The following is a 19,914-nucleotide window of genomic DNA, read 5'->3' on the forward strand; positions in this document are numbered from 1 at the left end:
AACGAGTAATAATTCAGAGGCTTTATATATATTTTCTAATGTAATAATATCCACTCAACTCCTTACATTAAATTGTAGAACATAGTCTAAGGATATCATAAGAAGCATTTGAATGAACATGAATTTGCACTTATTGATTTCTAAATCATAAGCATGATTTGTTTGGTGAGGAATTAAAAAGAAGCCTTTTTGCACCACTATATATATCCATTTTGATTTTCCAGTAGATAAGTCGCGGCTATGACGAACAAAAAGTGACCTGCACTTGTTTTCTTTCTTTGTTTTCACTTGGCATGGGGCAGAAAAAGGATTTGACCGATTCTATGCATGGCCGGATTCTCTCTCCCGCCTAAAAAGAAAGGTTTTATGTCGAATACGTCTGTTTTAAATGATTTGCTAGATTATTACTCATTCACAAATAAAAACCCTCTCGTATATAAAATGAGAGGGTTTCAATATGTTTAATTTATATGTCCAAAGCGTTAATTTACTTTCTTTATAAATCCTTTGTAATGACGTTTTACAAGCTGACTTTCTAATGTTTTCATTGTTTCTAATGCCACACCGACAATGATGAGTAAGCTTGTACCACCAATTTGAGCAGAAGGCGGTAAAGTCGCAACTTTCGTGAATACGATTGGTAAAATCGAGATAGCACCTAAGAAGATGGCACCAATAAATGTTAAACGATACAAAATTTTTGTTACATATTGTTCTGTCGATTTACCTGGACGAATACCTGGGACATATCCATTTTGCTTTTTCAAGTTTTCTGCCATTTGCTCAGGATTTACTTGAACAAATGCGTAAAAGTATGTAAAAGCAATGATGAGCCCGACATAAAGGGTCATTCCGAATGGATGCGCCAAATCCAGATTCGTATTCAACCATTTCGATACATTAGAGTCAGGGAATAGCTGCGCAATTGTGCGTGGCGTCATTAGAAAAGCAGAAGCAAAGATTACTGGGATTACACCTGCGCTATTTACTTTAAGAGGTAAATGTGTATTTTTTGCTCCTTGATATTGATTATTCCCTGAAACAGCTTTTGCATATTGAATAGGTATTTTACGAACTGCTTGCTGGATATAAATAACACCGACAACGATTGCTAAAATAACTAATACAATTAATATAATTTTGACAATATGAATAAAGAGTTGATCTCCAGCATTTTGGAATTGTTGTAAATAAATTTGATTTACGACATTTGGCATTCCTGCAACAAGTCCTGCGAAGATAATCATTGAGATTCCATTACCGACGCCGTTAGCAGTAATTTGTTCACCTAACCAAAGTAAAAATGCAGTACCAGCAGTTAGAACTGTAGCAATAAATAAGTATGTAGTCCAACTAGGATCTTTAATTAATTGTCCGCCTGCTATATTGTTAAAGCCAATAGACATTCCAATGGCTTGAATGAATGCGAGAATGATTGTAAAGTATCGAGTAAACTGAGCTGATTTTTTTCGGCCCATTTCTCCTTGCTTTGCCCACTCTGTAAATTTAGGTACAACATCCATTTGTAACAGCTGTACAATGATGGAAGCTGTAATATATGGTGTGATACCTACAGCAAAGATCGAGAAGTGCTTCAATGCTCCTCCGCCAAATACATTTAACATACCTAAAACATTGGCTTGATCTTGTATTTTTAATACCTCTGCGTTAGTATGAGGAACTGGTATAAACGTGCCAATTCGAAAAACAATTAACATCATAAGTGTAAAAAGGATTTTCCTTCTTATCTCAGCTACTCTCATAAAATTTGAAATCGTACGAAACATCCTGTCGCCTCCTGTATTTTTATCAGTTGTCTAAAAGGAAAACTGATTATTATATCCCGATGAATAAACCACAAACCTCCTTCCATATAGAATTCATTTGACAAATGGATTTTCGTGCATTTTGTAGTTTTGTCATGGATATAAGAAATACAAGTGTTTATATAAGCGATAGATTGATAATCGTAATCATTCAATAACTACAATATAACCAATAACTAAACAAATGTACATAGATAAGGCTGAAAAGAATGAAAAATACATGTTACAAAAGAAAATACTAATGAGTTCACGAGGAGGACTTTGCGATGAACGAACTATTTATTTGATAAACGAATTAAATAGTTTGGTTTGCGCAGCAAGATCATACTCTTTTATAGTAATATAAGTATGATAAAACTAACAATGAATACTCAAATATAAAAAGGAGCCTACTATGACAATTATCGATAAATTGAAACTTAATAAATACAATAATATGGCAGTGATTAATCAACCAAACGATTATGATGTTTTTACTGAACAAGCAACTACTCTTTCTAAAGATCATGATGCCATTTTTATTTTCGTAGAAACAATTGATGAGATGGCCAAGCATACACAATTTATACTTAATAAAGAACAACTATTACTTGAGAAAGGGTATTTGTTTTTCGCTTATCCGAAGAAAGGCAATACACGTTATAACACTTTTATTCACAGAGATGAAATGTTCCCAGCATTGAAGGTTGGAGAGGATGGATATGTAGATAAAAGTGATATGAAGTTCGCACGGATGGTAAGTATGGATGATATTTTCACTGTTGTTGGTTTAAAGCATGAAAAAAAGAAAGCAAAGAAAACGCCTGCTGCTAGTCAATGTGTCGCTGATTATGCAGAGAATATTACAGATGTAGAGGCGTTACTAGCGGATTATCCAAATGAACTTACCTTTTATCAAAATTTAACACCGGGGTATCAAAAAGATTGGGCACGCCATCTATTCTCTGCAAAGCAGCAAAAAACACGTGAAAAACGTCTACAACAAATGGTGGAAATCCTTTCACAAGGGTATAAAACAATTGATTTGTTCCGTAGAAAGAAAAAATAAACATACACAATGATGAAACAAGTAATTGGAATGAAATTGTGGGAATGCATCGGAACTTTTGTATAGTAAATAAACATAAAAGAATGAATAAGAAAAGGTGTTTGAAATGAAATCATATATTGTAGTTGGAGCTGGAATTCTGGGAGCGTCTACTGCTTATCATCTTGCTAAGGCGGGAGCTCATGTTACATTAATTGACCGTCAAGATTTAGGGCAAGCTACAGATGCAGCGGCAGGAATTGTATGTCCATGGCTTTCACAGCGTCGTAATCAAGCTTGGTACAAAATTGCCAAAGGCGGGGCACGATATTACGCTTCTTTAATTCAGCAATTAGAAGAGGATGGCGAGACAGATACAGGTTATAACCGAGTAGGTGCCATTAGTCTTCATACGGACGAAAAAAAGTTGGATCAAATGGAAGAGCGAGCATATAAACGACGTGAGGATGCTCCTGAAATTGGTAAAATTACTCGCTTATCACAAGAGGAAACAAAAAAAATATTCCCGCCATTATCTGAAGAATATAGTGCTGTACATATAAGTGGTGCTGCAAGAGTAAATGGACGAGCGCTTCGTCAGTCTCTTGTAAATGCAGCAAAAAAACATGGTACTACCTTTATAAAAGGAAACGCAGTTTTAATTCATGAAAACAATCATGTCAAAGGTGTTACAGTAAATGGTGAAACAGTAATAGCAGATCAAGTAATTGTAACGGCAGGAGCTTGGGCAAACGAAATTTTAAAACCGCTGGACGTTAATTTCTTAGTAACTTTCCAAAAAGCACAAATTGTTCATTTACATATGCCAAATGCGAATACTGAAAATTGGCCAGTTGTTATGCCACCAAACGATCAATATATTTTAACTTTTGAAGATGGACGGATTGTTGTAGGGGCAACACATGAAAATGATACTGGTTTGGATTACCGAGTAACAGCAGGCGGTTTACATGAAGTTTTTGATAAAGCATTGTCAGTCGCTCCAGGTTTAGAAAATAGTACAATGCTGGAGACAAGAGTTGGGTTTAGACCATTTACACCAGGTTTCTTACCTGTAATCGGCCCACTACCTAGTTTCGAAGGGATCCTTGTTGCGAATGGTCTAGGTGCCTCGGGGTTAACTGCTGGTCCGTACTTAGGATCTGAACTTGCAAAACTTGCTTTAGGCCAGTCGATAGAATTAGATTTAAGTCATTATGATGTAGCTGGTGCAATTGAATAGTTATAGAGCTAGAAACAAAAAAAGATTAGGGACAACTACCTAATTTTTTTTGTTTCTTTTTATATTGTACATAGTAAGAGTTTTATATTTGCAGAGGAAATTTCGCGTATTTTAGAGGAAAGCTATATTGATTGTAATTTTGAAATAGATAGTACAAAAAAATTACACATAAAATGTTAAAGGATTAAGGAGTTGCCATAAGTGTATAACGTTGAAATAAGAAGACCAACCGTTGAAGATTATGAAGAGTTACATCAATTGTTTCATACAGTCATTATAGATACATTTGCTAAAGAAGGCTTATCGAAGTTAGTTGACGATATAGAAAAGGAAATTGAAAATAAAAAGCAATACTTGATATGTGACTTTGATAGCAATGGGAAAGATCGATATTTTTTGATAGCTGTAGATAAACAGTGTAATAAAATTATCGGAACAATTGAATTTGGTCCATCTAGTCAACTCATTAATATTTGCACAGATGGCGCATTAAAAGATTTGTATGAGGTGGGAACTGTATTTGTACTCCCAAATTACCAAAGACACGGCATAGGGAATTTACTTTTAAATGCGATGTTTCTTACCTTATTGGATAAAGGGGTAAAAGAATTCTGTTTGGATAGTGGATATACCAATGCACAAAAAATATGGAAGAAAAAATTTGGAGGTCCTGATTATTTGCTAAAGGATTATTGGGGTGAGGCATGTGATCATATGATTTGGAGGAAACGCATGAATGATATACCTATAATATTTAGTAGATACTGAGAAAAAAGGTGGGAGAATATTTTCAAAGCATATTTATTTAGCGAAATCATTCGTATACATTTAATTAAATTGTATTTATAATCAACACGAATAGCTTTTCTTACATACTTGTGCTATTATTTACCTTTATAATAAAAGAGGACGTGAAGTAACTTGATTAAAATTGATGTACCTGCAGTTGATGTTTCTATAACAGAAAGAAAACAAGTCATAAAAGGAGATGAACCAAGAATTACTCCAATTCATGGATTCATTGATTTCCACTTGTTCCCAAGAGATAAAGGCGGCATTTTTATGTTTTATAACATTAATGACGAACTTCTTTTTGTCGGGAAAGCAAGAAAAATTAGACAACGAATTAAAAAGCATTTTGAAGACAACGTGTCACCAATTAAAGCACATCGTGACGAAGTATATCGCATTGATGTATGTATTGTAGAAAATCCACTGGAAAGAGAAATTTACGAAACATATATTATTAATGAATTTCAAGCGAAATATAACGTTGATAAAGTGTTTTACAAATAATAACTGTATATATAATGTTTATTGATCCTTAAATCTATAATGATTTGAGGATTTTTTATATTTTATAAAAACATATTGCGTCGGAAACACTCTTTTTGCATTAAAAACATTTGATTATTCAAGAAAGACGAGTAAAACTATAGCGGAAAGTGTTAAGAATTTAGAAAGTGATAATTTTGATGATTGGATAAAAAATTATAAAGGCTAGTATGAATAAAACAACCACTAAACTTTAAGTGGTTGTTTTTCTGTTCCTTATTCACATACTCTCAAAATCTATTTCATATACTGGTACAAGCAAACAAGAAAGGAGATCATCATGAACTGGTTAGAAGCTTTTATATTAGGAATTATTCAAGGGTTAACAGAATTTTTACCTATAAGCAGTACCGGTCACTTGTACTTAGGAAGACATTTATTTAACTTAGATGAAGCGGGTCTTTTCTTAGATACGATGCTTCATATTGGCACACTGCTCGCAGTGTTTATTTACTATAAAAAAGAATTTATCTATTTAATTAAAAATCCATTTTCAAAGCTTATGTTCTTGCTTATTGTTGGGACAATTCCAGCAGTCATTATCGGTTTATTATTTAAAGATTTCTTTGAAGATATTTCAAAAACAGGTGTAACAATTGGATGGGAGTTTTTAGTGACGGGTTTGTTTTTATACATGGCAGAAAAACAAAAAAATGGCCGTAAAAAGATGGATGACATTACATATCAAGATGCCTTTATTATCGGTTCTTTTCAAGCGGTTGCTATATTTCCAGCAATCTCTCGTTCTGGCATGACGATTGTTGCTGCACTATGGAGAAAATTAGATCGTGAAACCGCAGCGTATTTTTCATTTTTGTTATCTACACCTGCTATTGTTGGAGCCATTGTCTTACAATCTGTGGACGTATTTCAAGGAAAAGCAGAAGCGATTTCAAGTACATCGCTGATGGTTGGTACTTTATCCGCAGCATTCTTTGGATACATAGCCGTATCTTGGATGATTCAATATTTAAAACGACATTCTCTTAAAGTATTCGCGTATTATGTGTGGGCTTTAGGCGCTTTAATTTTAACTTTACAGTTTACTGGCATATTTTAAAGGGGAGTGTTCTTGAAAAAATATAGTCAAAAGGAACCTGTAAATCTTTTATTCTCTTTTTGAGAGAGGTAAATTATGGTAAAGTATCATTATACTTTATTGAAAGTGAGTGATATATTATGACAGTCAGATCTTTCCACTTACCAATTAAATTAGAGGTACGGAAGGGTTAATACCATTATAGGAAGTTCTTTTTAAACAGCTTCCGTACAATAAAACGGAGGGATAAATTAAATGTTTAGTAATTACAGTACACTTTGCACGGAACTCTATGATTTTACAAAACCTGTGGGTTATTCTTTAAGCGGGGATATTGAATATTATCAAGAACGATTAAAGAATTGCCAAGGGACTATTCTTGAAGCAGCGGTTGGCTCTGGACGTGTGTATATCCCACTTCTTGAAGCTGGATATACAGTTGACGGAATTGATTCTTCTCCTGAAATGTTGGATTCTTGTCGTAAACGTTGCGAAGAAAGAGGCCTAAATCCTCATTTGTATCAGGGTAAACTGCAGGAATTCTCATTACCAGCTAATTATGAGGCGATTATTATTCCTACTGGTTCATTTTGTTTAATTGAAAGTCGTGCAGATTCCTTAAGCGCATTGAAATGTTTTTATAAACATTTGGCGTTGGGTGGACGTTTGATTGTTGATCTTCTCCTACCTTATGATTGGAAGACAGGAGAAATTAATACATCAACTTTTTCTCTACCTAACGGAGATGGGATTACATTGGAAAACAAATCGATTGAAATGGATTGGCTTAACCAAATTACTGTGTCGTATTTAAAATACGAAAAATGGCGTCAAGGAAAATTGATACAAACCGAGTTACAACGTTTTGCAATGCGTTGGTATGGAATTGAAGAGTTTAAGCTTATTTTAGAAAGTATAGGTTTTTCTGATATTACATGTTCTGCTGACTATGTTTATGAAAAACAACTAACGAATGCAAGTCAAATCATCACTTTTGAAGCTGTAAGAAAGTGATAATAGCATAGAGCTTAGTGGCATAGGGACTAAACAAAATATATGTATTTCAAGGCAATCAATACTAAATTGGTTGCCTTTTTCTATTTCAGGAAGAAAGGAGAGCGTAATTCAAGCTGTTAGTATCAATCACGACTTTAGTAGATATGCCTAACATTGGTATCTTTATAGGCATTGCATGCGGGCTATTGTCTCATATAGTACTTGTAATGAAGGGAAAGGATGAATAAAAGCGGAAATGGAAATCATACTGCTGGATAAAAAGAAAATAATGAAAATTTAGTAGCAGGATATTTATTCTTAAGAGAAGAACATATAAATAGTTAGCTGATTTGAAAAAGGGATGAGTGATGAATGGAAGTGTACATAGAAAAACTACAGCAGCAAGATGCTGAAGAATTATTTGCTTTTGAATGCTATAACAGAGAGTTTTTCGAAAAAATGGTGCCAAGTCGTGGTACGGATTATTATATTTACGAGGTATTTAAGCAGCAACTTGATGAGCTATTAAAAGAACAAGAAGAAGGAAATTCTTACTTTTACCTCGTCCGTAATATGGAGAATAGAATTGTTGGTCGCATAAATTTAGTAGATATAGAGAAAGAGAAACAATTAGGGTATTTAGGTTATCGTGTGGGAGAAAAGTTTCTTAGAAGAGGCATCGCAGCCACGGCGGTAAAGTTACTTCTAGATCAAGCAGCCAGCTATCAAGTTACTGAAATCCATGCCAAAACAACAAATAATAATATCGCCTCGCAAAAAGTGTTAGAAAAAAACGGCTTTTCACGCATGTCAATCGATAAAGGATCTATAAACTTAAACGGTCAAAAAATGGATTTCATTCATTACATTTGGAAATATACTAACATAGTATAAATCGAACTTTTAAACAAAAGGGGTACAATACAATGAAGGATTTACGTTATCCAATTGGGCAATTTACTTATGAAGAAAATATTACAGAAGAAATGATAGACAAGTGGATTCAAGAAATTGAGGATCTTCCTCATGAATTAACAAAGGCAATTAAAGATTTAGATAACAAACAGTTAGATACACCGTACCGAATTGGTGGATGGACAGTTCGTCAAGTTGTTCATCATGTCGTTGATAGTCATATGAATAGTTATATTCGATTTAAGTTAGCACTTACAGAAAATAATCCAACGATTAAACCGTATAGAGAAGAAAAATGGGCAGAGCTCCCAGATTCAAGATTACCAGTAGATGTTTCACTTGTATTGTTAGAAGCATTACATAAACGATGGGTGAATCTATTATATTCTTTAGAAGCTACTGATCTAGAAAAAACGTTTAATCATCCGGAATCAGGAGAGACAAAGCTTGCGGTTGCAATTGGATTATACGCATGGCACGGTCGTCATCATACTACACATATTACTTCTTTACGAAAACGTTTAGGATGGTAAGGGTGTTATGAAAATAGCATTAGAAAGAGCGATAGAGTTGGATGCAGAATCTATTTTTAATATTCAAGTACAGGCATTTATGCCGTTACTTGAAAAATATAAGGATTACGAGACAAATCCTGCAAATGAAACCGTCGATAAAGTAATTACAAGAATAAATAATCCGTATGGTAGAGTTTATAAAATATTAGCTGGTGATATCCTTGCGGGAGCTATATCTGTTTATTGGAAAGAGCAGACGCAATTTTGGATAAGTCCTCTGTTTATTTTACCTACTTATCAAGGAAAAGGAGTAGCTCAGAAGGTGGTGCTTTTAATAGAGGAAATGTTCCCTCAAGCAACTAGTTGGGAACTAGCCACCATTTTAGAGGAAGAACGTAATTGTTATTTATATGAAAAAATGGGTTACACTAAGACTGGTGTAAGAAAGAAATTGAATGATCATACAACACTTGTTTATTATATCAAGGTAGTATAAAAATAGATTTTAGAGGGATAGATAAAACAGAGTAAATCTGTATTTTCTATCCCTCTTTATATAACATAAGAAAATCGTCTTTTTGTATTTTTAAAATAAATTAATGCATGTTGTTCCAAAAATCACGGGGTTAATACTTTTATTTTTGCATAAAAATACAAAATGTTATTTTGTTGTATATTTTGTTAATGCTTTTTGAACGCTTAAAATACTGTCGTCACCTTTAAATTCTTTTGTAATTGGTTGCTCCATACTAGATATCCAAATTTTAAGTTCTGCATCTAAATCAAAATGACCTGCTGTTTCAATACTAAATTGTGTAATACTTTTATAAGGAATAGAATGATATTCTGTTTTCTTACCAGTTACTCCTTGTTTATCTACTAAAATCATTCGGCGGTTTGTAAATACAATTAAATCACGAATTAGTTTATAGGCATGTTCAACTTGTTCATCATCAAGCATAATTTTTTGTAAATCACGTTCTACACTATCTGTATTCGCATCAGACGCATTTCCTAAAATACCACTAAATAAACCCATATGAAATTCCTCCTTTAGATCTATGGAATGAGTTACTTTTATTGTATCACGTTATAGAGTAATAGATTCTTACAATACAGCAAGAGCTTTTTAAAAAAAATGCAATGAATTTATTAATACTTCATCATAATATCTTGTGCTAAAATAGAATTGTTAATAAAATCAGGAAACAAGTGCAGAGGGCGTATACATGAAAAATATCGGTTTAGTATTAGAAGGCGGAGGAATGAAAGGCTTATATACTGCAGGAGTACTCGAATACTTTATGGAGAATGAAGTATTTTTCCCTTATGTAGTTGGCGTTTCTGCCGGAGCATGCATGGGTGCAACGTACTTATCGCGTCAAAAAGGAAGAAATAAAAAAGTAAATACAGAGCTAGTGTCGGATCATCGCTACATTTCGTATCGAAACTTCATACGGAAACGAGAATTATTTGGTATGGATTTTCTTTTTGATGAAGTACCAAATCAAATTGTACCATTTGATTTCCAAACCTTTCTTGATACAAGTGAGCAGTTTGTAATTGGGACAACAGATTGCGAATCAGGAAGAGCTGTTTATTATAATAAACACGAGCATGGAAATGATATATTAAAAATTATTCGTGCATCCAGTTCTGTACCGTTTATTGCACCTGCTGTAGATTATGATGGTAAAAAATTATTAGATGGCGGGATAATTGACCCTGTTCCTGTTCGAAAGGCGCAAGAAGATGGTTTTCGCAAAAATGTTGTGATTATGACAAAGCCAAAAGGATATATAAAACATCGGAATAGATTTTCATCAATGGCCAAATTATTATATAGACGGTATCCGAAAATATCAGAGCTCTTAGTAGAACATTATCGATTGTATAATGAAACAATTTCGTATATGAGTTCTAATGAACAAAAAGATAACTTTTTTGTCATTCAACCAAGTGTCCAGCTCCCTATAAGTGGGATTGAACGAAATAAAGACAAGCTTGTTAATTTATATAATCTTGGGTATCAGGATGCAAAGAATCAATATGGACAGTTATTAAAATGGATACAGAAATGATAACGATAGGGGTGAACAATTGATACTAGGGAAAAAAGTAATTTTTGAAGAGTTACAGAGACTACAAAATTCTTTATATCAGCCATTTCCATATCGTGATGTACGCAACATGCGTAAAGATTTTAAAGACGCATTTTCTGAAGATGATTGTTTAAGTGCTGACCTTAACATCTACTGGATGAATATTGCGGGAACTTTAAGTTATGTCCTAAATGGAAAGGCAGAAAAAATTCCGTTTCATCAAATCAATTTGCTGCGCACATCATTTTTTGAGCAATTTAAACAATTTCGCTTTCTAGAGAAAAAGATTGAAAACTACTCATTGTTCCATAGAGACTATATGTATTATGAAAAGGCACGTAAATTATTACTTTACTATCTTTCTGAGTAAGAATACAAACACACAGACTATATTGTTTGTGTGTTTTTTTGTTCATAAAATATACAATATTATGACCTTGTTTATATAGGAATTTATTTGTAAAAAAAGAAGTATCTATAAAAATACGTTACGATTTCGTATGCATATGGCAGCTAGCATCCTTGAGAATAAAAGCTAGTATAAGTCTATATAAGACACTTAAAGAAAAAGAATACCTAAATTGCCTACAATGAGTTTTGAGGCGGTCATGACGAGATTTGGTAGCGTAAAAATCTTTCTGATGGTTTGTTAGCACTGAATAATTCAAAAACGTTATCTAAAAAAGAAATGAGGAGAGAGAATATGAGCCAAAAGGACTTAGATAAAGAACTAAAGAAGCAAGAGATTTTAGTAAAAGATGAGAAGGTTTGGGATTTCACATATGAAGATCACATTAGTTCTATCGTTAAACGAGCAGAAAAGTCAGGAGTTTTTGATGACCTGCCTGGTAAGGGCAAACCACTTAATATTGATAAAAGCCTTTCGTATAATCCCGAAAAACAACTTTATAAAACATTAAAAGATAATCATGTTTTACCTAGATGGATTGAGCTCTCGAAAGAAATCGATCAATTAAAAGAAAAACTAGAAGGGAATATAGATTCAAAAGAAGCAGCTAAATTAGTTCGTACGATTAATAAAAAGATTTTAGAATATAACTTGATTTGTCCGCCGTCAGCACAAAAAATGAGAGTGAAATGTGATCGCTAACTTCACCAATACAAATTTTTACTGCTGCAAATAGATACAGATGATTCTTTAGGAATTATGTGGGGAGATTGCGGCGTTGCAAATTTCTTTATAAGAAAAGAAGACTTGATAAATTTAGATTTTACAAATGTACTTTATAATTGGGATTGTTTTTGAGAGGATGTAAAGCCGCTTTCTATATGGATATTTAGAGAGTGGCTTTATTCTTCGCTTTAAGAGAATTTATTTCAGAATGAATATAGTTATAAGTTAATTTTTTCGATATCAATAAAAATAATTCGCTCTGAATGGATTTTAAATGTATCGCGAGTGTATAATAGTACATACACATAAAAAAGGAAGTGAAAGAAATGCATTTACAATTTGTCGTACAGAATATGAATCAATATATTGAGGCTGAAGGTTTGAAAAGAAAGCGTTTAGCAAAAAGACTAGGGATGTCTGAGTCGAACTTTTCAGATTATCTAAATGGAAAAAGAATGAATGGGATTTATGATTTTGCTGCAAATTTAGCAGATTGTTTAGGACATGAGCATACATTTTTTATGAAAGAGGATTTTCATAATACGGTTAACGGTCAAGAGGAGCATTCCTTTTTATTTTCAGCAGGTGAAATGTTATCAGAAAGTGGGGAAGAGGGACTACGTCAATTAACGAAACTTTGTGATCTTATTGAGATTTATAATAGGGGTGAATCACATGCCTGAACTTAATTTTGTAGACCTTCCGCAAATTATAGAGGAAAATAAAAAGATTAAGTTAGAAGTAGAAAACTTAATGAGAAAATATTTACAATATTACCACCCAAAAGGCTGGACAATGATTGAAGGTGCTAAAAAATATATCGCAACGCAGCATTTTTTTATTGAAACACCAATTCAAGATCAGTCTTTGGGTGGTTTTATTCGTGCAACAGATACAGAGAAATACATTTGTTATGTAAATACGTATCAACCTAGAATTTATCAAAATTTTAGCCTGTTTCATGAATTATATCATTTAATTTCACTTCAAGAGTTAGATAGGAAACTACATATTGTACATGCAGGCCTTGATAAAAGTCACACTGAAAGAAAAGCAGATTATTTTGCTTCGTTACTATTAATTGACCAACATGAATTAATTACTTTTTATAATGGTTTTGAAAAAAATGATGAAACAACATTACATAAAATATTTCTATGTATGAGTCGTTTTAAAGCACCTTTTAAAGCGATATTAATTCGTCTGTATGAATTACAGCTAATTGATTACTCGACAATTGAGAAACATTTTGATCAGAAATTTGATTATCATAAAGAATTTGAAGCGCTAGGCATTGATTCGTATATGATTGAGCGAAGCAATGTTATTAATTTAGGTAAAATAGAAAAAATGATGCAGCAACATACATTACCAGAAGCAGCACAGCAAGCAAATAAACAAGTGTTGGAAGAAATAACGCGCTATTTCTATAAGATGAAGGGAGATGGAGTTAATTGACATCTCCAGAATTAACAAACTTTATTCAACTACATACACATTTTGTTACAGAATTAGAAGAGATAATAGATATTATTCTTGAAAGACAAAATATTTATTTCTATGATACATCCGCTATTTCAATTCACGAAAAAGCGTACTTTCAGCATAATGAAACGTTATTTTTGAATTATATTAAAGATGCACCGATTTTAATTACTGATGTAATCGCAAAGGAAATGCGCTTACTTGAAGATGTAGATCAGCGTTATATAAAATATTTATCGCGATTTCAAACGGTTTTGTACGTGGAAGAACAACAATTATATGAACTGCTCAAAGTTGAATTTGCTTCAAAACAAGCGAAACAACGCCTTTTAATAGCGAGTGACAAAGCATTTAGTTGTATACAGCCACTGCGAGAAACCGTAAGAAACGCTAGAGAATCATTTTTAAATGCCGAAAATATCATTTTAGATAATTATATTAGCTTTTTCATAAGTAATAATGATAAAAACCATGGGGAGATGTCTTTATTATGGGCATCATGTGTAATCAATCAATTATGTGGTAAATTAACCATTACATTTATAGGTGTTGATAACGATTTGTTTTCATATGTAGAGCAATGTTGTTTATTAGGGAAAAATAAGGATTATAACATATATATTATGAGTAATGAAACATTGCTGCAAATAGATCATACACAGCATCAAGATAGCAAAAAACTACAAAATTAAGTGAATTCCAAATTGAACCATATTCAATAAATAAAATGTAATGAGAGATCACATACATATAAACGAATGAAAAACTGCATGCGTAAATTTAAAAGAATTTATCAAAACAAAATATAATTCATGAAATGAATCGATTCAAAATTTATGGCTGTTCTAAATTTAATCTTTGAGATTTTTGATTCAAAAATTACTACGAAAAATCCTGACGCGCGCTTAATTATAAAATGAGCATGAAAATGTTTAAGATTAGACAAATAACATATAAAGCAAATTCAACTAAATATTTCTCTCTCATCTCATTTTGTAGAGTTTACTTGTATTTAGAGACACAGGAACACTACTTTTATATAACTTCCTATAATTTATATTATGTTAACTGTAAAATAGGATTAACTTGCTTATTATTTTGGTACCCCCTTTTCTTATGATTTAACGAAAAAAAGATTAGTGTTAATATACAGCATTTACACTAATCTTTGAGATGAGTTTTAATTTGAATGAATTTGTTCAAATCGTTTTTTAAATTCTAAATCATTTTTTAGCCAACTTTTAAATGCGGCTTTGCTAATGTTAAGATTTTCGCAAGACTTATTTATACAATTGTGTTGTTGATATTGAACGAGAAAATCATTTTTTCTTTGAATGACTGCTGATTTTGTTCTTTTTAATTTTCTATCTTGTAATTGTTCTAAATCTAAGGTTTCCATTTGGAATATATCATATTTTCTTCGCAAAAATAATTCTTTATCTTTATAGATCCAATTAGAAAAAATTTTAATCATTTTTCGGCCACTGAGAATTACACGATAATGTGGTTCTTTATTTATGAAGTGTGGTGTGAGGTTTTGTTCTTGTAAGATTTGGATTAAAGAACGCATAAAGCTATGTGATCCTCCAACAAAACTTACTGTATACGATGTATAATTTACATAGCCATCCCCATCAAAATATCCTCTAATAAAATGATGTAGATGCTCTTTTGGGACATATGGAAATTGTACATCGTATGATTTGTGCGGTGTGATTCCATGCAAGTTCATGAGGTCATTTTTCATTATTTTGCTATTTAAGTTCAACATGTACACGCCAGTTTTTTTGTTTTGGTACAGTGGCTGGTTTGAATGTAGTTCTATTTTTATATCTTCTAAAATGCTAGATTCTTTTTGAGAAATGCTTACAGTTTGGTTATTCTTCGTAATAACACCATCTGCAATGAAGAACCCTAAAATATACGCCATGTTATTAGACCAGTTTTTGAAGTAATTCTCATTTAAATGATACTTTCGTTTCCAGCTTCCTCTTGCTCTTTTTTTGACATTGTTATCTGTTAGAACCATACGTACGTATCTAGGAGAAACATTAGCTAATTTCGCGATATTTGACGTGCTCTCCCCCTCCAAATAAAGCTTAATCATTTCTGCTTTTTCCAGCAGGCATTTTGCTCTTTTTTTACTCCTTTCAATCATTTCAATTATCTCCTCTCGATAGATATAAATGAAACATGTACTTTCTTTTATATCATAGCAAGAGAACGTATGATCTGTATGTTAATTCCAGGTTAATTTTTTTATGATGAACACTTTAGTAAATTATATATGTTTGATTTTCTTGAGTGTTGTTTTTTATTATGCTATTTTTAATTAATTCTTCTGTTACTTTTGTATAGAAAAAGTGATACCACCATATAAAAAATTCCTCGTATGTTATTTCTTTAGCGTATGTACTTACTAAATAATATTCTTTCAGCTGCTGCTCATGTTTCTGTAATAATATAATTAGATCTTCACTAATTGTGTTTGCAATTGCCTCTAGTATAGTTAGGTCTGTCGATTTAAAAACAGGAGTAATAGATTGTGAATTTCTGTACAAACCTGTTCTTTCATAAAATAACTTCAACAGTAAATCTGGTTGTGTGTTTGAAGAAATAAATGTTTTTACAATTTGTTTTTTGAATTGGTTAACATCGAGTACAGACTCTTGAAAACACTCTTCTAACATTTCTTTATTAGCAGTTATTAGATTTGTTGTTGTATATCTTTTATTTCCATAGATGCAAATTTGAATTTCACCTAAGTCTAAATAGTCATTTCCGTATACTCCAAAAGCTTCTTCGTTTGTTTTTTCTTTTTCTTGGATGGAATAGTAATATCTTTTATTATTTCTAAGAGGTCGTTCACTTTTTAGATAATCTTTCTCGATGTTGTTGATTTGTCCAAAATCTAATAAAACGCCGCTATAAAGTAAGAGGCTATATATTTCTATAGGTAATTGTTTAAAAGTATCAATTCTTTCGGAAATGGTAGTTATTTGTTTAGAGTGTTTCTTAATGATTTGAAGTGTAGGTGTAAGTAAAGATTCACATAAGTTATATAATTTCTTTCCTTCATGAGCCGTTATGACCATACATGTCGGAAAATAACTACCTTCTATTTCTTTTAATAAGCCTTCTTTCAATAGTATATTGATATGTTGATTTAGGTCTTTATTGGTCCAGTTTAGTTCTTTTGTGATGTCTTGTAAGTCTATACCTAAGTGAAGCATTACAAGTAAATAATGGAGTCGTGATCCAGCTATATCTACGCTTGGAAAGTTGTCTCCAGATGAAATCATTTTAATTTCATAATCTGTATGTGTTATCTCCTCTTGAAAATGAATATAAGATGGTATTTTATTTTTTCACCCTTCTTGATTTATTTTTCAATATCATACAAAGTTTTTCTTCTTCAATGAATGCAACTTGCTGTTTTATTTCTTTGCAGCATTATTTTTGACCATAAAATATAAGTCTACTATCAAGTGATTTAGGAATTAATGCCACGAAAAATGGTGCAGTTTGATACACCTTAGGGTAATTGTCATTATGTCTCATCTCTCCTTGTTGCAAAGAAACTAAGGAGTCTTTTAAGTGTATTAAAAAGCTATCTAATAAAATATAAGAAATCAAATGATTTATAAACCACTTTATACTTGCCAGATTACCTCTTTTAAATTCCAATAAAAATCAAATCTGTTTATGTATGGTCCGCCATAATTGACTTTTGTAAAGTATCAACATTATTTTTTCATAGAGTTAACAATATGTTGAAGCAGTTCCAGGCTTTTTTATCTTTATCGCGAGGTATGCGACCTATCTCTTGATAATCATATTTTTCTTGGATAAGTTGATAAGGATTTAAAACACATAGAGCTATATCCTCCAAGTAATAAAGTTGAGGAGGTAAGCAGTTATTTCTCCAAATCCATTCAGGTTTACCATGAAAATGAATAGTTCCATCACTTGTTTTGGTTAAAAAACCAAATTGGACATCTACATCCGATTTACGAAAATCAGTTTGACCGCTGCTGATCTGTTGAAAATCATATCCTGCTTCCTTTAGTGCATTTTCTAAAGTTTTTTTATGTTCTACCCATGTCACTAAGTCAATATCTTCATGAATACGGGTAATTTGACCAAGAAGGAAATCAATTGCCCATCCTCCTCTGAGCCATAAATTAATATAATGTAGTATTTATCATTTACGATGCCGTATTTCATATCTTTTGTTGACGTAATAGCTGTCCCGTCTGGTGAGAAGGATACAACGCGAAATCCATCCTCTGTTTGTAATGGCTTCGCACCAGGTACATTATAAAGTACTATCAAATCCCCTTCATATCCATCTGGGATGAGATAAACGACATCTGTTGTCCTTTGTGTAAGTGAACTACAGCCATCTAAACATAAGGTAGTAATAAATCCGATATATATTATTGTTTTTTTCACGCTAATCCCCTCGCGATATACCAAATTCTTTCATCTGCATATATATCCCATATACCAAAGACAGTACTTATAAAACTGTATAATCATCAAAATATTGATCAATACTTTGTAGTTTTTCTACTTTGAAATTTGTAATAAAAAAAGAAGTATCATGTAGAGGTAACTTTTCATCTAAAATAATTATGTTTTTATCTTTATCAATAAAAGTGAATGAATAAACACCTTCTATAGTAGCCGTTACTTTTCCTAAAGCTCTTTTATTCAACCATATAGACAATCCTGCAAACAAAAAAGCAGTAACGATCACTTTATTATCTATTAATTCCATATTCATATAGTCTGGGCCGTCAATATCAAATAGTTCTACGTAGTCACATTCTGCATTGTTGTATTCTTCCGTAAAGTACTCAATGAAACTACTGATAAATTGTTCTTTGTTATTCAAACTCTCCAGTATTTCACAACTTTCATCCAGTATAAGTTCTTCGAGTTGTTTGTTCGGAAATATTACATCGTGTACTTGCATACATTTTCCTCCCTAAGATTTCTGTACTATGATTTTATAACAGAGTCCTTTTGGATAACTTTTACATATACATTAACATATTTCGGTAATAATGTTTAAAATAGATATTAAACATTAAATAATTGCTAACAGAATACTCATTACCCTTTATAGTGTTTTCCGATACAAACTAAAAAGACACCTATATAAAAAGGTGTCTAATGTAAAGCAGCATATCTAATGAAAGACAATTGGAATTACTCCTTTTTCTCTCCATTCGTATTTCCACAAGTCAAAATTTCAAGAACGAATTCACATAAGCCAACTACAACTTCCCCGATTCCTTCATCCATGCTTTTTCACTCCCCTTTTAGTAAGTATAATTCAAGTATATAAGGAAAGGTTTTTTAAGTGCTATTGGAGAAGGTGACATAAACATTACAAGTTTGTAAGGATAATCCAGTTTAAATAATACCGATACATAAAGAGCACACATTTCCCCCTCGTAGCAACTCTTTCCATAACCAATCAATTTTTGTTAATCCCTCTTCCCTACCGAGATGCTGCTTGGCAAATTTACAATTGGCAGAGTTAACGTAATGATATTTAATTTATTATTATATTTAACGCAGAAGCAGCTTTAGGCCATCCAACGTAAAAGGCCATATGTGTTATCAAAGCAATGATTTCCTTTTCGTTAAGTCCATTCTTTTTAGCTAATTGTAGATGAAATGGTAGTTGCTCAGTATTACCGATACTAATTAGAGCAGATAGTGTACATAAACTTCTTTCTCTGGATGTTAAAGTAGGATCTCTCCATATTTTTTCGAATAATATATTTTCACTATAATCGACAAAATCGGGAGCCATTTTTCTCATTTTCTTTGGTATGTTGGATTCGATACGATCATTCACTATTCTTTTCCCTCCGTCATATTAACCATTTGTGCTACTCCTTGACCAAATGACCAGTTCTCAGCAGATGTTTCGTTTAATGTAATAAAAATATCAGCTGTAGAGATGTTTAAATGATTAGAAATAGCTTTTGATATGGATTGATACAATTTCTTTTTCTGATCTATTGTTCTTCCTGGCCCACATGTAATAGAAACATGCATTATTTTTTCTGTTCTCTTTTTGCCTCCTTCTAACAGGTAATACGGATCGTAAAAAAAATGATTAGATGGGTAGGGAAAAAACATTTGAAAGTAATCATTTTCAGGAACTCCGAAATGTTCAATTAACGAACGATGAATACTATTGCTCACCTTTTCTAATTCTTCTTTATTTGATAGACCTTCAGGGTAATAAACGTTAACAAAAGGCATATATTTTC

The 19,914-nt window shown here is 32.2% G+C and carries 23 protein-coding genes and 2 pseudogenes; 16 read left to right on the forward strand and 9 right to left on the reverse strand.

The genetic code is table 11. The features are described from left to right. Nucleotides 1-482: 482 nt before the first annotated feature. Nucleotides 483-1,787 carry a preprotein translocase subunit SecY gene (secY, locus tag ACIQ7L_RS00575; protein ID WP_400565467.1) on the reverse strand — a complete coding sequence of 435 codons (1,305 nt, stop codon included), beginning with the start codon at nt 1,785-1,787 and terminating at the stop codon, nt 483-485. Between the two features lie 433 nt (nt 1,788-2,220). Here secY and ACIQ7L_RS00580 point away from each other — a divergent pair, with 433 nt between their 5' ends. The 9 genes from ACIQ7L_RS00580 to ACIQ7L_RS00620 all read left to right on the forward strand — a co-directional run bounded on the left by ACIQ7L_RS00580 (nt 2,221) and on the right by ACIQ7L_RS00620 (nt 9,392). Further along, entirely contained in the window at nt 2,221-2,874 is a 654-nt protein-coding gene (locus ACIQ7L_RS00580; RefSeq protein ID WP_400565470.1) for a YdeI/OmpD-associated family protein, read from the forward strand. Between the two features lie 106 nt (nt 2,875-2,980). Beyond that, on the forward strand, nt 2,981-4,096 hold the full coding sequence (locus ACIQ7L_RS00585; protein ID WP_400565473.1) for an NAD(P)/FAD-dependent oxidoreductase: 1,116 nt from the start codon (nt 2,981-2,983) through the stop codon (nt 4,094-4,096). Between the two features lie 201 nt (nt 4,097-4,297). After that, the gene (locus ACIQ7L_RS00590) at nt 4,298-4,864 is read left to right on the forward strand and encodes a GNAT family N-acetyltransferase (RefSeq protein WP_400565476.1); all 567 of its coding nucleotides are present in this window, start codon (nt 4,298-4,300) and stop codon (nt 4,862-4,864) included. 153 nt (nt 4,865-5,017) lie between these two features. Next, entirely contained in the window at nt 5,018-5,392 is a 375-nt protein-coding gene (locus ACIQ7L_RS00595) for a nucleotide excision repair endonuclease (RefSeq protein WP_400565477.1), read from the forward strand. A gap of 319 nt (nt 5,393-5,711) precedes the next feature. Further along, a complete protein-coding gene (locus tag ACIQ7L_RS00600; protein ID WP_400565480.1) occupies nt 5,712-6,491 on the forward strand; it encodes an undecaprenyl-diphosphate phosphatase in 780 nt (259 codons plus the stop codon). 234 nt (nt 6,492-6,725) lie between these two features. Then, nucleotides 6,726-7,484: a class I SAM-dependent methyltransferase gene (locus ACIQ7L_RS00605; protein ID WP_400565481.1), complete on the forward strand. Its 759-nt coding sequence runs from the start codon at nt 6,726-6,728 to the stop codon at nt 7,482-7,484. A 354-nt stretch (nt 7,485-7,838) separates the two neighbouring features. Continuing rightward, entirely contained in the window at nt 7,839-8,360 is a 522-nt protein-coding gene (locus tag ACIQ7L_RS00610) for a GNAT family N-acetyltransferase (RefSeq protein WP_400565484.1), read from the forward strand. A 32-nt stretch (nt 8,361-8,392) separates the two neighbouring features. Continuing rightward, nucleotides 8,393-8,914, forward strand: coding sequence for a YfiT family bacillithiol transferase (locus tag ACIQ7L_RS00615; protein WP_400565486.1), 522 nt, complete (start codon nt 8,393-8,395; stop codon nt 8,912-8,914). 7 nt (nt 8,915-8,921) lie between these two features. After that, entirely contained in the window at nt 8,922-9,392 is a 471-nt protein-coding gene (locus ACIQ7L_RS00620) for a GNAT family N-acetyltransferase (RefSeq protein WP_400565488.1), read from the forward strand. A 165-nt stretch (nt 9,393-9,557) separates the two neighbouring features. Here ACIQ7L_RS00620 and ACIQ7L_RS00625 read toward each other — a convergent pair whose 3' ends face one another. Then, nucleotides 9,558-9,935 (reverse strand): PH domain-containing protein, encoded by a 378-nt coding sequence (locus ACIQ7L_RS00625; protein WP_400565491.1) that lies wholly within the window; start codon nt 9,933-9,935, stop codon nt 9,558-9,560. A gap of 190 nt (nt 9,936-10,125) precedes the next feature. Here ACIQ7L_RS00625 and ACIQ7L_RS00630 point away from each other — a divergent pair, with 190 nt between their 5' ends. From ACIQ7L_RS00630 to ACIQ7L_RS00660, 7 genes and pseudogenes are all read left to right on the forward strand, one after another. Continuing rightward, a complete protein-coding gene (locus ACIQ7L_RS00630; RefSeq protein ID WP_400565493.1) occupies nt 10,126-10,977 on the forward strand; it encodes a patatin-like phospholipase family protein in 852 nt (283 codons plus the stop codon). A gap of 19 nt (nt 10,978-10,996) precedes the next feature. Then, entirely contained in the window at nt 10,997-11,368 is a 372-nt protein-coding gene (locus ACIQ7L_RS00635) for a YxiJ-like family protein (RefSeq protein WP_400565495.1), read from the forward strand. Nucleotides 11,369-11,544: 176 nt separating this feature from the next. Then, nucleotides 11,545-12,109, forward strand: a pseudogene (locus ACIQ7L_RS00640) (DnaJ family domain-containing protein); the annotation flags it as partial. 6 nt (nt 12,110-12,115) lie between these two features. Then, nucleotides 12,116-12,265 (forward strand): annotated as a pseudogene (locus ACIQ7L_RS00645) (DUF1963 domain-containing protein); the annotation flags it as partial. 194 nt (nt 12,266-12,459) lie between these two features. Continuing rightward, nucleotides 12,460-12,816 (forward strand): XRE family transcriptional regulator, encoded by a 357-nt coding sequence (locus ACIQ7L_RS00650; RefSeq protein WP_400565498.1) that lies wholly within the window; start codon nt 12,460-12,462, stop codon nt 12,814-12,816. Further along, nucleotides 12,809-13,591 (forward strand): ImmA/IrrE family metallo-endopeptidase, encoded by a 783-nt coding sequence (locus ACIQ7L_RS00655; protein WP_400565501.1) that lies wholly within the window; start codon nt 12,809-12,811, stop codon nt 13,589-13,591. Before ACIQ7L_RS00650 ends, ACIQ7L_RS00655 begins: the two co-directional genes overlap by 8 nt. Then, nucleotides 13,588-14,310 carry a hypothetical protein gene (locus ACIQ7L_RS00660; protein ID WP_400565503.1) on the forward strand — a complete coding sequence of 241 codons (723 nt, stop codon included), beginning with the start codon at nt 13,588-13,590 and terminating at the stop codon, nt 14,308-14,310. The genes ACIQ7L_RS00655 and ACIQ7L_RS00660 overlap by 4 nt, the downstream gene beginning before the upstream one ends. Before the next feature lie 488 nt (nt 14,311-14,798). Here the strand turns inward: ACIQ7L_RS00660 and ACIQ7L_RS00665 are convergent, their stop codons facing one another. From ACIQ7L_RS00665 to ACIQ7L_RS00695, 7 genes are all read right to left on the reverse strand, one after another. Next, nucleotides 14,799-15,776, reverse strand: coding sequence for a helix-turn-helix domain-containing protein (locus tag ACIQ7L_RS00665; RefSeq protein ID WP_400565506.1), 978 nt, complete (start codon nt 15,774-15,776; stop codon nt 14,799-14,801). Nucleotides 15,777-15,891: 115 nt separating this feature from the next. Beyond that, nucleotides 15,892-16,920, reverse strand: coding sequence for a hypothetical protein (locus ACIQ7L_RS00670; RefSeq protein WP_400565508.1), 1,029 nt, complete (start codon nt 16,918-16,920; stop codon nt 15,892-15,894). Nucleotides 16,921-17,372: 452 nt separating this feature from the next. Then, nucleotides 17,373-17,819, reverse strand: coding sequence for a nucleotidyltransferase domain-containing protein (locus ACIQ7L_RS00675; RefSeq protein ID WP_400566307.1), 447 nt, complete (start codon nt 17,817-17,819; stop codon nt 17,373-17,375). After that, entirely contained in the window at nt 17,726-18,073 is a 348-nt protein-coding gene (locus ACIQ7L_RS00680) for a DUF6843 domain-containing protein (protein ID WP_400565510.1), read from the reverse strand. Before ACIQ7L_RS00680 ends, ACIQ7L_RS00675 begins: the two co-directional genes overlap by 94 nt. Before the next feature lie 67 nt (nt 18,074-18,140). Continuing rightward, nucleotides 18,141-18,599, reverse strand: coding sequence for a hypothetical protein (locus ACIQ7L_RS00685; RefSeq protein ID WP_400565513.1), 459 nt, complete (start codon nt 18,597-18,599; stop codon nt 18,141-18,143). A gap of 585 nt (nt 18,600-19,184) precedes the next feature. Further along, nucleotides 19,185-19,493, reverse strand: a complete 309-nt coding sequence (locus tag ACIQ7L_RS00690; protein WP_400565514.1) for a carboxymuconolactone decarboxylase family protein — start codon at nt 19,491-19,493, stop codon at nt 19,185-19,187. After that, nucleotides 19,493-19,906, reverse strand: coding sequence for a tautomerase family protein (locus ACIQ7L_RS00695; protein WP_400565516.1), 414 nt, complete (start codon nt 19,904-19,906; stop codon nt 19,493-19,495). The genes ACIQ7L_RS00690 and ACIQ7L_RS00695 overlap by 1 nt, the downstream gene beginning before the upstream one ends. Nucleotides 19,907-19,914: the final 8 nt, after the last annotated feature.

It is taken from the genome of Bacillus sp. NPDC094106 (assembly GCF_044764345.1).
Taxonomy (GTDB): Bacteria; Bacillota; Bacilli; order Bacillales; family Bacillaceae_G; genus Bacillus_A.

Bases quoted from the DNA above. Each gene is read 5' to 3' on its own strand.
- ACIQ7L_RS00630 (WP_400565493.1), top strand. From the start codon at position 10,126: ATGAAAAATATCGGTTTAGTATTAGAAGGCGGAGGAATGAAAGGCTTA.
- ACIQ7L_RS00655 (WP_400565501.1), top strand. From the start codon at position 12,809: ATGCCTGAACTTAATTTTGTAGACCTTCCGCAAATTATAGAGGAAAAT.
- ACIQ7L_RS00585 (WP_400565473.1), top strand. From the start codon at position 2,981: ATGAAATCATATATTGTAGTTGGAGCTGGAATTCTGGGAGCGTCTACT.
- ACIQ7L_RS00695 (WP_400565516.1), bottom strand. From the start codon at position 19,906: ATGCCTTTTGTTAACGTTTATTACCCTGAAGGTCTATCAAATAAAGAA.
- ACIQ7L_RS00610 (WP_400565484.1), top strand. From the start codon at position 7,839: ATGGAAGTGTACATAGAAAAACTACAGCAGCAAGATGCTGAAGAATTA.
- ACIQ7L_RS00650 (WP_400565498.1), top strand. From the start codon at position 12,460: ATGCATTTACAATTTGTCGTACAGAATATGAATCAATATATTGAGGCT.
- secY (WP_400565467.1), bottom strand. From the start codon at position 1,787: ATGTTTCGTACGATTTCAAATTTTATGAGAGTAGCTGAGATAAGAAGG.
- ACIQ7L_RS00580 (WP_400565470.1), top strand. From the start codon at position 2,221: ATGACAATTATCGATAAATTGAAACTTAATAAATACAATAATATGGCA.
- ACIQ7L_RS00685 (WP_400565513.1), bottom strand. From the start codon at position 18,599: ATGCAAGTACACGATGTAATATTTCCGAACAAACAACTCGAAGAACTT.
- ACIQ7L_RS00665 (WP_400565506.1), bottom strand. From the start codon at position 15,776: ATGATTGAAAGGAGTAAAAAAAGAGCAAAATGCCTGCTGGAAAAAGCA.
- ACIQ7L_RS00625 (WP_400565491.1), bottom strand. From the start codon at position 9,935: ATGGGTTTATTTAGTGGTATTTTAGGAAATGCGTCTGATGCGAATACA.
- ACIQ7L_RS00605 (WP_400565481.1), top strand. From the start codon at position 6,726: ATGTTTAGTAATTACAGTACACTTTGCACGGAACTCTATGATTTTACA.
- ACIQ7L_RS00615 (WP_400565486.1), top strand. From the start codon at position 8,393: ATGAAGGATTTACGTTATCCAATTGGGCAATTTACTTATGAAGAAAAT.
- ACIQ7L_RS00600 (WP_400565480.1), top strand. From the start codon at position 5,712: ATGAACTGGTTAGAAGCTTTTATATTAGGAATTATTCAAGGGTTAACA.
- ACIQ7L_RS00620 (WP_400565488.1), top strand. From the start codon at position 8,922: ATGAAAATAGCATTAGAAAGAGCGATAGAGTTGGATGCAGAATCTATT.
- ACIQ7L_RS00670 (WP_400565508.1), bottom strand. From the start codon at position 16,920: ATGATTTCATCTGGAGACAACTTTCCAAGCGTAGATATAGCTGGATCA.